The 13,524-nt window shown below is 68.4% G+C and carries 15 protein-coding genes; 4 read left to right on the plus strand and 11 right to left on the minus strand.

Features of this window, described 5'->3' with window-relative positions; genetic code table 11:
• The first annotated feature begins 27 nt into the window (after positions 1-27).
• Complete coding sequence (locus tag AC1DR1_RS03705) at positions 28-795, plus strand: VTT domain-containing protein (RefSeq protein ID WP_229993871.1); 768 nt, start codon at positions 28-30, stop codon at positions 793-795.
• Positions 796-916: 121 nt separating this feature from the next.
• On the opposite strand, the gene rdgB is transcribed toward AC1DR1_RS03705, so the two are convergent.
• The 6 genes from rdgB to clpS form a co-directional block, all read right to left on the minus strand.
• A complete protein-coding gene (rdgB, locus tag AC1DR1_RS03710) occupies positions 917-1,594 on the minus strand; it encodes an RdgB/HAM1 family non-canonical purine NTP pyrophosphatase (RefSeq protein WP_476966708.1) in 678 nt (225 codons plus the stop codon).
• Complete coding sequence (rph, locus tag AC1DR1_RS03715; RefSeq protein ID WP_090581458.1) at positions 1,591-2,349, minus strand: ribonuclease PH; 759 nt, start codon at positions 2,347-2,349, stop codon at positions 1,591-1,593. The genes rdgB and rph overlap by 4 nt, the downstream gene beginning before the upstream one ends.
• A 78-nt stretch (positions 2,350-2,427) precedes the next feature.
• Complete coding sequence (locus AC1DR1_RS03720; RefSeq protein WP_476992195.1) at positions 2,428-3,225, minus strand: MBL fold metallo-hydrolase; 798 nt, start codon at positions 3,223-3,225, stop codon at positions 2,428-2,430.
• Positions 3,222-4,241 (minus strand): glutamate racemase, encoded by a 1,020-nt coding sequence (gene murI / locus AC1DR1_RS03725; protein ID WP_476992245.1) that lies wholly within the window; start codon positions 4,239-4,241, stop codon positions 3,222-3,224. Before murI ends, AC1DR1_RS03720 begins: the two co-directional genes overlap by 4 nt.
• Positions 4,242-4,344: 103 nt before the next feature.
• Positions 4,345-4,911, minus strand: a complete 567-nt coding sequence (locus tag AC1DR1_RS03730; RefSeq protein WP_229993841.1) for a DUF2017 domain-containing protein — start codon at positions 4,909-4,911, stop codon at positions 4,345-4,347.
• Entirely contained in the window at positions 4,904-5,269 is a 366-nt protein-coding gene (clpS, locus tag AC1DR1_RS03735) for an ATP-dependent Clp protease adapter ClpS (RefSeq protein ID WP_091559570.1), read from the minus strand. The genes AC1DR1_RS03730 and clpS overlap by 8 nt, the downstream gene beginning before the upstream one ends.
• 37 nt (positions 5,270-5,306) lie before the next feature.
• Here clpS and AC1DR1_RS03740 point away from each other — a divergent pair, with 37 nt between their 5' ends.
• From AC1DR1_RS03740 to AC1DR1_RS03750, 3 genes are all read left to right on the plus strand, one after another.
• Positions 5,307-6,635, plus strand: a complete 1,329-nt coding sequence (locus tag AC1DR1_RS03740) for a nicotinate phosphoribosyltransferase (RefSeq protein WP_476966710.1) — start codon at positions 5,307-5,309, stop codon at positions 6,633-6,635.
• Positions 6,636-7,307, plus strand: a complete 672-nt coding sequence (locus AC1DR1_RS03745) for an isochorismatase family protein (protein WP_476966711.1) — start codon at positions 6,636-6,638, stop codon at positions 7,305-7,307.
• Between the two features lie 84 nt (positions 7,308-7,391).
• The gene (locus tag AC1DR1_RS03750) at positions 7,392-7,739 is read left to right on the plus strand and encodes a hypothetical protein (RefSeq protein ID WP_229993838.1); all 348 of its coding nucleotides are present in this window, start codon (positions 7,392-7,394) and stop codon (positions 7,737-7,739) included.
• A 132-nt stretch (positions 7,740-7,871) separates the two neighbouring features.
• Here AC1DR1_RS03750 and AC1DR1_RS03755 read toward each other — a convergent pair whose 3' ends face one another.
• The 5 genes from AC1DR1_RS03755 to AC1DR1_RS03775 all read right to left on the minus strand — a co-directional run bounded on the left by AC1DR1_RS03755 (position 7,872) and on the right by AC1DR1_RS03775 (position 13,480).
• Entirely contained in the window at positions 7,872-9,659 is a 1,788-nt protein-coding gene (locus AC1DR1_RS03755) for a DEAD/DEAH box helicase (RefSeq protein WP_229993837.1), read from the minus strand.
• A 249-nt stretch (positions 9,660-9,908) separates the two neighbouring features.
• Positions 9,909-10,226: a DUF3039 domain-containing protein gene (locus tag AC1DR1_RS03760; protein WP_377985578.1), complete on the minus strand. Its 318-nt coding sequence runs from the start codon at positions 10,224-10,226 to the stop codon at positions 9,909-9,911.
• 60 nt (positions 10,227-10,286) lie between these two features.
• Positions 10,287-11,069: a glucosamine-6-phosphate deaminase gene (gene nagB / locus AC1DR1_RS03765; protein WP_229993835.1), complete on the minus strand. Its 783-nt coding sequence runs from the start codon at positions 11,067-11,069 to the stop codon at positions 10,287-10,289.
• Between the two features lie 60 nt (positions 11,070-11,129).
• On the minus strand, positions 11,130-12,701 hold the full coding sequence (locus AC1DR1_RS03770; RefSeq protein WP_229993834.1) for a transporter: 1,572 nt from the start codon (positions 12,699-12,701) through the stop codon (positions 11,130-11,132).
• Positions 12,683-13,480, minus strand: a complete 798-nt coding sequence (locus tag AC1DR1_RS03775) for an ABC transporter ATP-binding protein (RefSeq protein ID WP_229993833.1) — start codon at positions 13,478-13,480, stop codon at positions 12,683-12,685. Before AC1DR1_RS03775 ends, AC1DR1_RS03770 begins: the two co-directional genes overlap by 19 nt.
• Positions 13,481-13,524 lie beyond the last annotated feature (44 nt).

Genomic DNA, 13,524 nt, shown 5'->3' on the forward strand with positions numbered 1-13,524 from the left:
TACCCTTAACGGGTGAACGTAATAGCAATGAGCGACCTCGCCGTGTCCGCCCTTGGCGGTGCCGGCCCCGTCCAGCCGCAGCTGGCCTCCTTCCTGCCCGACTGGCTCAACCCGCAGGTTTTCCTGGCGAATCCGGCCTTCGCGCCGTGGGTGGTCCTCCTTATCTGCGGCATCATCTTCGCCGAAACCGGGCTGTTGATCGGCTTCTTCCTGCCCGGGGACTCCATGCTGTTCACGGCCGGGCTGCTTGTGGCCACCGGCACCATCCAGGTCAACATCTGGGTCCTGACCGCGCTCATCATCGTCGCCGCGATTGTCGGCAACCAGGTGGGCTACCTGATTGGGTCCAAGGCGGGTCCTGCCCTGTTCAACAGGCCCAACTCCAAGCTGTTCAAGCGTGAAAACGTGGATAGCGCGCATGCCTTCTTCGAAAAGCACGGCGGCAAGGCCCTGATCCTGGCCCGGTTCGTCCCGATCATCCGCACCTTCGTCCCGGTGATCGTGGGCGTCGCGCAGATGAGCAAGCGCAAATTCTTCACCTACAACGTGATCGGCGCGGTGCTGTGGGGCGGCGGCGTCACGCTCCTCGGCTACCTGCTCGGGGACAAGGTGCCGTGGGTCAAGGACAACCTGGACATCATCTTCATCGCCATCGTGCTGGTCTCCGTGATCCCCATCGCCATTGAGGTCATCCGGGGTGCCATCGCCAAGCGGCAGGCCGAGAAGTACGGCACGGACGTCGTGGAAGAGTTCATCGAAGAGCACGAGCCGGAAGAAGAGCGCCGGACCCCGTAGCCCAAGACTTAGCGCAGTGCCGCAGTAAGCGCAGCTGTGGACACCGCAGTAAACAAGGAAGGCGCCCCACCGTGTGGGGCGCCTTCCTTCGTTCTGCGCCTGGCGTGGCCACTCCAGCCGGCTACTTCCCGGCCAGGGCCTCGACGATGGCCGGGAGGAGCGCCCGGAACGCATGGCCCCGGTGGCTGATGGCGTTCTTCTCCTCGGAACTGAGCTCGGCGCAGCTGCGGTCCAGCCCGCTCGGCTGCAGGACGGGGTCGTAGCCGAAGCCGCCCTCCCCGCGCGGCTCCCGCAAGATAGTCCCTTCGAGCTGCCCGTACTCCACGACCTCCCGGCCGCCGTCGGGCGAGGACCCGGGCACCGCGAGCGCCGCGGCACAGACAAACGCGGCACCGCGGTACTCATCCGGCACGTCGGCCAGCTGGGCGAGCAGCAACTGCAGGTTCGCGGCGTCGTCGCCGTGCCGGCCGGACCAGCGGGCCGAGAAGACCCCGGGCGCGCCGCCAAGCACGTCCACGGAAAGTCCGGAGTCGTCGGCGATCGCCACGAGTCCCGTGGCCTCGGCCACGGCCCGCGCCTTCAGCAGCGAGTTTTCGGCGAACGTTACGCCGGTCTCGGCGACGTCGGGGGCGCCGACGGCGCCGGCGTCCACCACCTGCGTGTCGACGTCGAGCCCGGGCACCTGGCCGCGCAGCAGCTCGCGGAGTTCCCGGAGCTTGCCTTTGTTGTGGGTGGCGAGGACGAGCCGCGGGGCCGGGCCGTCAGCTGCCGGCCGGTCCGCGGAGGGAGTCTCCGTCACGGGGCCTCCGCGAGGGTGTCGCGCTGGATGGCGGCGAGCTGCTCGGTGCCCAGCAGCGCCAGGTCCAGCAGCTTGTTCAGCTCGTCGCGGTCGAAGGGCGCGCCCTCGGCGGTGCCCTGGACTTCCACGAACTTTCCGGAACCGGTCACCACGACGTTCATGTCGGTCTCGGCACGCACGTCTTCGACGTAGGGCAGGTCGAGCATCGGGACGCCGTCGATGATGCCGACGGACACCGCGGCGATCGTGTCGATGAGGGGCTCGGCGTTGCGGGCGATCATCTTCTTCTCGCGGGCGAACCGGATGGCGTCCGCCAGTGCCACGTACGCGCCGGTGATGGCCGCGGTGCGGGTGCCGCCGTCGGCCTGCAGCACATCGCAGTCCAGCACGATCGTGATCTCGCCGAGGGCCTTGGTGTCGATGATGGAGCGCAGCGAGCGGCCGATCAGCCGGGAGATCTCGTGGGTGCGGCCGCCGATTTTGCCTTTGACGGACTCACGGTCGGACCGGGTGTTCGTGGCCCGGGGCAGCATGGCGTATTCGGCGGTGACCCAGCCGCGGCCCTCGCCCTTGAGCCAGCGCGGCACGCCTTCGGTCAGGGAGGCCGTGCACAGGACCCGGGTGTTGCCGAACTCGATCAGGGCCGAACCCTCGGCCTGCTTGGACCAGCCGCGCGTGATGCTGATCGGTCGCAGCTGGTCGGGAGTACGGCCGTCGGCGCGGATGACGGGGACACTGGGAGCTTGGGAAGTCATGCCTTTAGCTTATCGACTCACCCGGTCCCGCCCGCGCCGGCGGTTGGCACGGGCGGCCAGTGCAGGCTTCAACGCCCGCTAGACGGTGTAGTGCACACCCGCGACGGCGACGGCCACGTCCTTGCCGAAGACGTCCTTGGCCTCGGCCATGACGGTCGTGGGGGACGTCCAGACGGGAATGTGCGTCAGCAGCAGTCGGCGCGCCCCGGCGGCGACGGCGGCCTCCCCCGCCCGCTTGCCGGTCAGGTGCACGTCCTTGATCTCGTCGTCGCGGCCCTCCTCGAACGCCGCCTCACAAAGGAAGAGGTCGGCGTCGCGGGCGGCGTCCTCCAGGCCCGCGCAGGAGTCCGTGTCACCGGAGTAGCTCAGGACGCGGGTCACGGGCGTGCCGTCCGTGGCGGGCTCGGTGACCTCCACGCGGAGGGCGTAGGCCTCCTCGACCGGATGGTTCACCGCATAGGGCGTCACCGTGAACGGGCCGACGCTTACGGGCTTGCGCTCGGACCAGTTGCTGAAGTCGAACTCCTCGTGCATGCCCGGATCCAGGTCCAGGCCGTACGCCGTGGCCATCCGGTCGGCCGTGGCGGCAGGCCCCCACACCGGAATCCTGCCCCGTCCCCAGCCGCCCGGCTTCCAGCGCACGGCGACGTGGAGCCCGCACAGGTCCATGCAGTGGTCCGGGTGCAGGTGCGTGAGGAAGATCGCGTCAATGTCCTCCAGGTCCGTGTAGCGCTGGATGGCGCCGAGCGCCCCGCTGCCGAGGTCCAGGACGATCTTCCAGTTCCGCTCGCCGTCGTTGGCGGTCAGCAGATAGCACGACGCCGGCGAGCCCGGCCCCGGGAAGGACCCGGTACAGCCCACGATGGTCAGCTTCACAGCAGTGTTCCCCCGCCTGCGGATCCGCCCACAAAATTGGAGATCCGCGGCCGGCCCGTGACGGCCTGGGCGGCGGCGATCATCTCGGGGGTGATCCGGGCGAGGCTGCCGGTGGGGTACTGCGCCGCGACGTGGTCCACGTGGCGGACGCTAAGGACCTCGGGGCCAAGGAAGCGCCGGGCGAGGTGCTCGAACTGCGCGGCGTCGCCGGTGGCGATGAAATTGTGCTCGGGAGCCGTGGCGTCAGTGCGCTCGAGGCCCCGGGAGGCCAAAGCCCGGTAGACGTCCTTGGCCGTTTCCTCGGCGCTGGAAACCAGGGTGACGTCCTCGCCCAGGACGAACGAGATCACACCGGTGAGCAGCGGGTAGTGGGTGCAGCCGAGCACCACGGTGTCCACCCCGGCGGCCCTGAGCGGTGCCAGGTACTCGCGGGCGACGGCAAGCAGTTCCGGTCCCGTGGTGATTCCGGCCTCCACGTACGGTACGAACGCCGGGCAGGCCACCGACGTGATCTCCAGGTCCGGGGCCGCGGCAAAGGTGTCCTCGTAGGCGCGGGAGCCCACCGTGGCCGAGGTCCCGATCACGCCCACCCGGCCCGTGCGGGTTGCCGCGACGGCGCGCCGCACGGCCGGCTGGATCACTTCGATCACGGGAATCCCGTACCGGGCGGTGTAGCGTTCGCGGGCATCGCGCAGCACGGCGGCGGACGCGGAGTTGCAGGCGATGGTCAGCAGCTTCACGCCGGAATCCACGAGCTCGTCCATAACGCCGAGGGCGTTTGCCCGGACTTCGGCGATGGGAAGGGGCCCGTAGGGCCCGTGCGCGGTGTCCCCGACATAGAGGATGGATTCGTTAGGCAGCTGGTCGATGATCGACCGGGCCACCGTGAGGCCGCCGACGCCGGAGTCGAAGACGCCAATGGGGCGCGACCCCAGCTCTGATGCCGGTTCGGGGCCCGTGGGGCCGGTTGCGGTGCTGCTCGCTGGGGAGTCCGCAGCAGCCACTGCCGGATCCATACTCGATGCTGAAGTCATGATTATTCGAGGATAGGGCTTCCCCCCGGGGGCGGCCATCACATTGTGGCGTGCAACTCGTGTCTCATGGGTCACACGCCCGCGCTCAGCGCCGGGCATCGAGCGAGTGCACCATGGCCTGGACCAGCGACTCCTGCAGCCACGTGGTGAAGTTGTACACGAGGGCCAGGTAGCTTTCCACGTCCTCGGCCTGGGCCCAGTCCTGCATGAGGTGGACGTTGTCCGCGTCGGCGTCGTCACGGATATCGAGGCGTTCGGCCAGCACCAGCCGGACATCGTTGAGCGCGGTGGCCCAGTGCCGGGCGTCGTCCGGGGTCAGGACGAGGTCGTCCCGGTCCAGGCTCAGGGCGGCCGCCTTCAGCGCGCCGATCTTGTTTTCGCGCAGCGACCGCTCGGTGTAGCGGCGGAACTCAAGGGAGGCGTCGTCGTCGTTCTTCATCACGTTCGGCAGCAGCCGCCGCATGGCGCGGTCCGAGGGTTCGCGGGCCTCGGTGTCCAGGCCCACCAGGGCGGCCAGCGGGTCCTCGTTGGCGCGTACCTCCGGTTCAAGCATGGAAATCACGTCGTCAAAGAGGCTTCGCAGCAGTTCCCGCTCGGCCGGCTCAAGATAGCCCTTGATGCCCTTGAGCCCGTACTTGAATGCCTTAGCCACGTTTTCCCTTGCCTTTGCCGGAGCCGCCCGCGTTGCCGCCCGTGGCTTTTTCCACCGTCGCCCAGAGGCCGTAGCCATGCATGGCGACGGCGTGCTGCTCCACCTGTTCCTTGCTGCCGTGCGCCACGATCGAGCGGCCCTTCTTGTGGACCTCCATCATGAGCTTGTTGGCCTTGGCCTCCGAGTAGCCGAAATAGCTGCGGAACACGTAGCTCACGTAGCTCATCAGGTTCACGGGATCGTTCCAGATCACGAGGTTCCAGGGGATGTCCGGGGCGGTCAGCACGTCGCCGGACGTCACTGTTCCGGTCTGGGTGCTCTCCCGTGTGTCGGGGCCGAGCGCAACGCTGAGGGTCATCTGTCCATTCTATGGGGATGCACACTAGAGTGAATTTGTGAGTACCTCCGCTGGCTGGGACCGTCCCCGCACGTCCCTGTACACCGACCATTACGAGCTGACCATGCTGCAGGGTGCTCTGCAGTCCGGCGCAGCCCACCGGAAATCGGTCTTCGAGGCCTTTGCCCGGAGGCTGCCGGACGGGCGCCGCTACGGGATCGTGGCAGGCACGGGCCGGCTGCTGGAGGGGATCGCGAACTTCCGCTTCGGCGAGCCTGAACTGGACTACCTGCGCCGGACCAAGGTGGTCAACGACCAGACCCTGGAGTACCTGGCCGATTACAGCTTTTCCGGCGACATCTGGGGCTACCCGGAGGGTGAGGCGTACTTCCCGAACTCCCCGGTGCTGATCGTGGAGTCCACGTTCGCCGAGGCCTGCATCCTTGAGACGTACCTGCTCTCCGTGCTCAACCATGACTGCGCGATCGCCTCGGCCGCCTCCCGGATGATCTCCGCGGCCGGAACCCGTCCGTGCATCGAGATGGGGTCCCGGCGGACGCACGAGGAATCGGCGGCCGCCGCAGCCCGCGCCGCGGTCATTGCCGGGTTCGACAGCACCTCCAATCTGGAGGCCGGATTGCGCTACGGGCTGAAGACGGTGGGCACGGCCGCCCATTCCTTCACCCTCCTCCATGACACCGAGCGTGAGGCCTTCGAGGCCCAGATTGCCGCCTTCGGGCCGGACACTTCCCTCCTGGTGGACACGTACGACGTCGAAGCGGCCGTCCGCAGCGCAGTCGACCTCGCCGGGGACAAGCTGGGCGCCGTCCGGCTGGACTCCGGCGACCTCGTGGCCCAGGCCCAGTGGGTCCGGCAACTGCTCGACGAACTCGGCAACGACCACACCAAGATCGTGGTGACCTCAGACCTCGACGAATTCGCGATCGCGGCGCTGGCGTCCGCCCCGGTGGACGCCTACGGCGTGGGCACCTCGCTGGTGACCGGTTCCGGTGCTCCGACGGCGAGCATGGTCTACAAGCTCGTCAGCCGCACCGACGATGAAGGCGACTTCATCTCCGTCGCCAAAGCCGCCAAGAACAAGTCCAGCAAGGGCGGCCGGAAGTACGCGCTGCGCAGGCTCAACGAGCGCGGGACCGCCACCGCTGAAATCGTCGGCGTCGGCCATCACCCGGAGGACGACGGCAACGACCGTCCGCTGCTGGAGCAGTTCGTCAAGAACGGCGAGCTCCTGCCCGGGTGGACCGGCCCCGAGGGGGTCCAGCGCGCGCGCCGGCGCCACGCGGAGACCATGCGGGAGCTTCCCGCGGTGGTCAACCGGCTGCAGCGCGGCGAGGCGGCAATCCCCACCATCTACGAGGAGGACTAAATGTCCCGCGCCCTGATCATCGTTGACGTCCAAAACGACTTCTGTGAGGGAGGTGCCCTGCCCGTCGCCGGCGGGGCGAACCTCGCCGGGGAGATCAGCGAGTACGTTGACGCACACCATGGCCAGTTTGACCACGTCGTGGCCACCCAGGACTGGCACATCGAACCCGGTGCGCATTTCTCGGAGGAACCTGATTTCGTGGACAGCTGGCCGCCGCACTGCGTGGCCGGCACCCGCGGGGCCGACCTGCATCCCGATCTCGATCCCGAACACATCCAGGCGTACTTCCGCAAAGGCCAGTTCGCCGCGGCATACTCCGGCTTCGAAGGACTTCTGGCCCCCGAGGACGACGTCCCCACCGGGGACCGCAAGCCCGGTGCCATGCCTGTTTCCGGCACCGGCACGGGCACCGGCACCGACACCGACGAAGCATTGAGTCCCTTCGCCGTTGGCGACGATGCGATCGGTCTGGACGACTGGCTGCAGAGCCACGACGTCGAGGACATCGTGGTGGTGGGGATCGCCACGGACTACTGCGTCAAGGCGACCGCCCTGGATGCCGTCCAGGCCGGCTATTCCGTCACGGTGCTGCGCGGTTTGACGGTCGGAATCGGAGAAGACCTGGACGACGCCGTGGCCGAGATGGAGCTCGGCGGCGTCGATGTCCTCTGAGCCCGCCGCCGCAGTAGACTCGAAATCCTTGCCCTATCGCCAGCCTTGCCATAATGACCGACCCGTAGAACCCCGGAGTACACCATGAAGAAAACCCTGACCGTTCTGATTGCCGCCGGAGCGCTGCTCGGCGCGGCCGGCTGCTCGGCCACGCCGCAGCTGACCAACGAGGAAACCTGCGCCCGGGTCAAGACCGTGGTCTCCGCCCAGTCAGCCACGTCGGACAAGGCCGGCATGACCAGGGTTGCCAACCAGCTGCGGCCCATCAAGGCGGCGGCCTCCGAGGACCTGCGGGCACCGCTGCAGACCATCATCGAATACTTTGACGAGTCGGCCAAGCCCGCCCCGGACACCGCCAAGCTCGAGGAAATGAAGGCCGACTACACCGCGGCAGGCCAGACCTACGGCCAGGTCTGCGGCACCGGCCAGTAACGATAGGCCAGTAGCCGAATCGCGCTAAACAAAGCAGGGTAAACAGTAGGGGGACCAGGCCATCGGCCTGGTCCCCCTACTTTTGCCCTCTGCTTTTGCCTCTTGCGTGTTGCCGTTGTCTTTTTGTTGCGGCTACTTCCGGCCGATGAACCAGTCCTGGAGCTTCCGCAGCCGGGTCTGCAGCTGCTCCTCGTTGGCCTGCGCGACGGCCGGGCCGCCGCAGACGGTGCGGAGTTTGGTGTGGATGACCCCGTGCGGGGTCCCGGTGCGGGCTGACCAGGCCGCGACGTTCTTGGCCAGCTCGGTGCGCAGGTCCATGAGCATCCGGTGGTCCGGCACGGCCGGGGTTGCCGCGGGTAGGGCGTCAGCCTGCGGGGAGCGCTTGTTCTTCCGGTTCAGCTGTTCGTGCTGGCGCTGGCGCAACAGCGTGCCGACCTGTTCAGCGTCCAGCAGGCCGGGGATTCCGAGGAAGTCGAGCTCGTCCTCCGAGCCCACCTCGCCGCCGGTGCCGAACTCGCCGCCGTCGAAGAGGACGCGGTCAAAGGACGCCTGGGAGTCGAGGGCCTCGAACTTGCCCTTCATCAGGGAGTCAGAGGCCTTCTCCTCGCGGTTCGCCTCGTCCATGAGGGAGTCCTCAGGATTGAAGAGGCCGTCGCTGTCTTCCTTCTCCGGGCGGTCCAGGGCGTGGTCGCGCTCGGCCTCCATCGAGTTGGCCAGCGCCATCAGCTGCGGCACAGAGGGCAGGAAGACCGACGCCGTCTCGCCGCGCTTGCGGGCACGCACGAAGCGCCCCACGGCCTGGGCGAAGAACAGCGGAGTGGAGGTCGAGGTGGCATAGACGCCGACCGACAGCCGCGGCACGTCCACGCCTTCGGAAACCATCCGGACGGCCACCATCCAGCGCTTCTCGCTGGCGGTGAATTCCTCGATCTTGCTGGAGGCCTTGGCGTCGTCGGAGAGGATGACGGTGGGCGATTCGCCGGTGATCTTCTTCAGCTGGCCGGCGTAGGCGCGCGCATCCTCGTGGTCGGTGGCAATGACCAGGCCGCCGGCATCCGGGACGCTGCGCCGGACTTCGCTGAGACGTTTGTCCGCGCCGGCAAGGACGGCGGGGATCCATTCGCCGGCCGGGTTCAGCGCGGTGCGCCAGGCCTGCGAGGTGATGTCCTTCGTGACGGCGGATTCTCCAAGCGAGGCCGCCATTTCGTCCCCGGCGCTCGTGCGCCAGCGCATTTGGCCGGAGTACGCCATGAACATGACCGGGCGGACCACATGGTCGCGCAGCGCCTTGCCGTAACCGTAGGTGTAGTCGGCCTTGGAGCGGCGGATCCCGTCGCGGTCCTCGGCATACTCCACGAACGGGATCGGCGAGGTATCGGAACGGAACGGGGTACCGGTCAGGGACAGCCGGCGGGCCGCGGGGTCGAACGCCTCGCGCAGGCCGTCGCCCCAGGACAGCGCCTCGCCGCCGTGGTGGATTTCGTCCAGGATCACCAGCGTGCGGGCGGCCTCGGTCTTGGCGCGGTGCAGCATGGGCTTACTGGCCACCTGGGCGTAGGTCACTGCGACGCCGATGAACCCGCGGCCATGCTGGCCGTCGGCGTTCTTGAAGTTCGGGTCGATCGCGATGCCCACCCGCGCCGCGGCGTCGGCCCACTGGCGCTTCAGGTGGTCAGTGGGCGCCACGATGGTCACGCGGTTGACCACACCGGAATCGATGAGCATGGACGCCACGCGCAGGGCGAACGTGGTCTTACCTGCGCCGGGGGTTGCCACAGCAAGGAAATCCTTGGGATGGATGCTGAAGTAGCTGTCCAGCGCCTCCTGCTGCCAGGCGCGCAGCTTGGGGGCGGTGCCCCAGGCAGCCCGCTCGGGATAGGCGGGGGGAAGCGTGGGTCCGCCGAAAAGTGTCTCTGTCATTGAGGCGCCCTCCAACCGCGCATGGCTGCAGCCGACGGAGAAACCCAATTAAGCACAAAAACACCAATCTTTTTCGGATGGACCCGGCGGAATCCCGCACAGGGAAGTACCCGGACAGCATGGACCGGCAAGCAGGAAGACAGCAGAGCAACAGAGCAGGAAATCGGGGCGCAAAGGCACGCCAGCATGAAGAAACGCCGTCAGGGACGGCTAACGGAACCTGCTTGTTCCGTTTTTGCCGTACTGCCGCTACTTGTCGCCGGAGCCCTTGCCGCCGTCGTTCCCGGGGCGCAGGCCCTCGTAGACTTCCTTGCATTCAGGGCACACGGGGAACTTCTGGGGGTCCCGGCCCGGTGTCCAGACCTTGCCGCAGAGCGCGATGACCGGGTCACCGGTCAGCGCGGATTCCATGATCTTTTCCTTGCGCACGTAGTGCGAGAAGCGCTCCCGGTCACCGGGCTCAACTTCCTGGCGCAGTTCCTCGCGCTCGATCGTGGCCGTAGACGTCCCGGCTCCGGAGAGCTCGCGCATCGGATCGTTTTCGAGAGGATCGGTCATGCTAGTCATGACACCCATCTTAGCCGGTGGAAGTCCGCCGCCGGACCTGCGGGATGCCGGCGTCGGGGCCTAAAGGCCCTGCCAGGCAGGTTTGTGGTCGTAGCTGTGGCGGTAGTAGTCCGCCAGCCGCAGCGACGACGCCGCCGCCTCGTCCAGGAGGACGGTGGCGTGCGGGTGCAGCTGCAGTACGGAGGCCGCACAGATGGCGGCGACGGGGCCCTCCGCGAGATCCCGGACGGCCTGGGCCTTTTGCGCACCGGTGGCGACCAGGATGACGTGGCGGGCATCCAGGATGGTGCCCAGGCCCTGGGTCAGGACGTGGTGCGGCACGGCGGCCAGGCTGCCGAAAAACCGTGCGTTGTCCCGGCGTGTCTGCTCGATCAGGGTCTTGATCCGGGTCCGGGACGCCAGCGACGAGCCCGGTTCATTGAACCCGATGTGGCCGTCCGTTCCGACGCCGAGGAGCTGCAGGTCCACTCCCCCGGCGGCGCGGATGGCGTCTTCATACTCCTGGCAGGCTGCCGGGATGTCCGCCGCGGCGCCGTCGGGCACGTGGACGTTGGCCGGGCTGATGTTCACGCGGGCGGTGAACTCGCGCGCGATCACCTCCCGGTAGGACTCCGGGTGGCCGGCGGGCAGTCCCACGTACTCATCCAGGGCGAAGGCGCGGACCTGGCTGAAGTCCAGGCCGTCGCGCTCGTGCCGTAGGGCCAGCTCGCCGTAGATCGGCAGCGGCGAGGAACCGGTTGCCAGGCCCAGCACGGCGTCGGGCTTGCGGCGAAGAAGGGCCTCCACCGCGTCCGCCGCAAGCGACGCGATCTGCTTGCTTCCGGGAAGGATGACAACTTCCATGATCCTGCCTTTACCTGGCTTACCTGGCGTTCGAGTCCGGGCACTCCCAGCATGCACCCGTCAGCGGTTGACGGCCAGTTGTGCCAGCAGCTCCGGCCCCCGCCGGTCCAGCCATGCTCCGCCGGCCCGCACGCCGGTGGCGAAAAGCGCGAGGCCCAGCACGGGTCCGAGGACAAGCGTGATCCAGCCCGGCACGGGGCTGCCGGTGATGTACTGTGCGGCCACGAGTGCCACTTCGGGCGCCACAAGTACCATCAGCACGGCCATGCCGCCGAACTGCACGGCGAGGGTCTGGGCCACGTTGCCCGGCGGTTTCTTGAACGGGCTGTCTCCCGGCAGCGGGACGCTCACGGTGTAGCGCGCCGAGATCACCGAGGCCAGGCCCAGACCGCTGAAGAGGACGCCGAGCGAGAGGCCAAGGACTGCAGGCAGCTTGTCCCAGTCGCCGGTGAAGAAGAACGGTCCGACACTGAAGATGAGGACCACGGGCAGCGCGAAGCTCAGGCACGCCAGCGCCCGGCCGAGGCGGTCGTCGGCGCCGCGCACACCGGTGGCCACGTGCAGGGCGAACGCGGTGCTGTCATAGGAGACGTCCGAGGAAATGGACCAGGCCAGAAGGAAGGCCGTCAGCGGCCCGACGAACTGGAACGGGCCGTAGAACCCGCTCTGGCTGCCTTGGAACAGGAACAGCACGGGCAGCAGCGGAACCACCACCAGCGCGCCGGCATAGCGGGGATCCCGCAGCCAGTAGTACAGGGACCTCGCGGCGACGGCGGCGGCCGGTGTCGCCGGGAGCAGCCTGAACAGGCCCGCGCCGCCGGTCCGCCGCTTGGCGGTCCCGGCGTAGGGCGGGGTCACCAGGGCACGCTGCAGCAGGACCTTCCACGCCAGGGCCAGGCCCGCCAGTGTGGCCAGGGCGATGAGGAATTTCACGGCCGCGGCCGCGTAGTTGCCGGCGGCGAGGTCGCCGCCGAGCGCGAAGGCCGCCCCGGCCGGCGTCCAGGACAGTGTCCGGGCCAGGCTGGTCAGGAAATCGCCCGAACCCGCGATTCCCCTCGCGATGCCCGCCACGATGGGGCCTGTGAGCACGAGCGGGATGAGGAAGGCGACGGCGCTGATGTCCTTGAAGCGCCGGGAGCTTGCCAGGCCGGCGGTGGCCGTGGTCACGACCTTGGAGAGCACGACGCAGCTCAGCACGCCCAGCACGGCACCCACCAGGGCGCCGGACGCGGCCGGCAGGCTGCGGGACCAGGTGCCCACCGTGGCGAGGGCAACCAGCGAGGTTGCCAGGCCCGGAATGCCGATCAGGCCGCCCAGCGCCAGCCCTGCCAGCAGCTGCGGCATGGGCACGGCGAAGGTGGTGAAGCGGGCAGGGTCCAGGGTCATGTCCGCGGCGGAGACCGCGACCGGAACGATGGCCCAGCCCAGCAGGGCCGTCGCGCCGCCCAGGACCACCACGGTCTGCGCGAGCTCGATCTCCTGGCCGCGCAGGACGAACAGCCCGCCCGCAAGCAGAACCACGATTCCCAGGGCATACAGGGTGCCGATCCCGAGGCCCACAAGCTGCCACGGGCTGCGCCGGACGCTGTTGCGCAGCAGGGTCAGCTTGAGCCTCAGAAGGTGCGCAACCATTCCAGCCCTTCCGTATGGTTCCGGCCGCCCACGAGCTGCACGAAGCGGTCCTCGAGGCTGGCCCCGGCGCGGACTTCCTCCACGGTGCCGGCGGCGAGGACCCGGCCGCCGGCGACGACGGCGACGTGGTCGCACATGCGCTGGACCAGGTCCATGACGTGGCTGGAGACGATGACTGTGCCGCCCGAGGCAACGTAGCGGTCCAGGATGTCGCGGATGTTCGCCGCGGAGATCGGATCCACCGATTCGAACGGCTCGTCGAGGACCAGGAGCCGTGGTGCGTGGATCAGCGCCGAGGCCAGCGCGATCTTCTTGGTCATGCCGGCGGAGTAGTCCACCACCAGCGTGCCGGCGTCATTGCCCAGGTCCAGCGCTGCGAGCAGTTCCGCCACCCGCGACGCCACCATCTCCCGGTCCATCCCGCGCAGCAGGCCGGCGTAGGTGACCAGCTGCTCGCCGCTGAGGCGGTCGAACAGCCGGACGCCGTCGGGCAGGATCCCCATCAGCTTCTTGGCCTCCAGCGGATGCTGCCAGACGTCGACGCCGTGGACCAGCGCGGTGCCGAAATCGGGGCGCAGCAGGCCCGTCGCCATGGACAAGGTGGTGGTCTTGCCGGCGCCGTTGGGGCCGACCACCCCGTAGAAGGATCCGGCCGGGACGTCCAGGCTGATGCCGTCGACGGCGATCTTGTCGCCGAAGCGCTTGGCGAGGCCGCGCAGGGACAGGGCAGGAACCGGCGGCGAGGACGGGCCGGGCGGCACCGGGGGCTGGAATGTCATGACGCCAGACTAACGCTCCGCCGGCGCGAAAAGGATCGTCCGCA

The organism is Arthrobacter sp. P4_F10, from assembly GCF_056401435.1.

What these genes read in the sequence shown, in the direction of transcription:
- rph (WP_090581458.1), bottom strand. Translation starts at nt 2,349, where the DNA reads ATGACTTCCCAAGCTCCCAGTGTCCCCGTCATCCGCGCCGACGGCCGT.
- AC1DR1_RS03775 (WP_229993833.1), bottom strand. Translation starts at nt 13,480, where the DNA reads ATGACATTCCAGCCCCCGGTGCCGCCCGGCCCGTCCTCGCCGCCGGTT.
- AC1DR1_RS03750 (WP_229993838.1), top strand. Translation starts at nt 7,392, where the DNA reads ATGAAGAAAACCCTGACCGTTCTGATTGCCGCCGGAGCGCTGCTCGGC.
- AC1DR1_RS03745 (WP_476966711.1), top strand. Translation starts at nt 6,636, where the DNA reads ATGTCCCGCGCCCTGATCATCGTTGACGTCCAAAACGACTTCTGTGAG.
- AC1DR1_RS03705 (WP_229993871.1), top strand. Translation starts at nt 28, where the DNA reads ATGAGCGACCTCGCCGTGTCCGCCCTTGGCGGTGCCGGCCCCGTCCAG.
- murI (WP_476992245.1), bottom strand. Translation starts at nt 4,241, where the DNA reads ATGGATCCGGCAGTGGCTGCTGCGGACTCCCCAGCGAGCAGCACCGCA.
- clpS (WP_091559570.1), bottom strand. Translation starts at nt 5,269, where the DNA reads ATGACCCTCAGCGTTGCGCTCGGCCCCGACACACGGGAGAGCACCCAG.
- AC1DR1_RS03770 (WP_229993834.1), bottom strand. Translation starts at nt 12,701, where the DNA reads ATGGTTGCGCACCTTCTGAGGCTCAAGCTGACCCTGCTGCGCAACAGC.
- AC1DR1_RS03760 (WP_377985578.1), bottom strand. Translation starts at nt 10,226, where the DNA reads ATGACTAGCATGACCGATCCTCTCGAAAACGATCCGATGCGCGAGCTC.
- nagB (WP_229993835.1), bottom strand. Translation starts at nt 11,069, where the DNA reads ATGGAAGTTGTCATCCTTCCCGGAAGCAAGCAGATCGCGTCGCTTGCG.
- AC1DR1_RS03755 (WP_229993837.1), bottom strand. Translation starts at nt 9,659, where the DNA reads ATGACAGAGACACTTTTCGGCGGACCCACGCTTCCCCCCGCCTATCCC.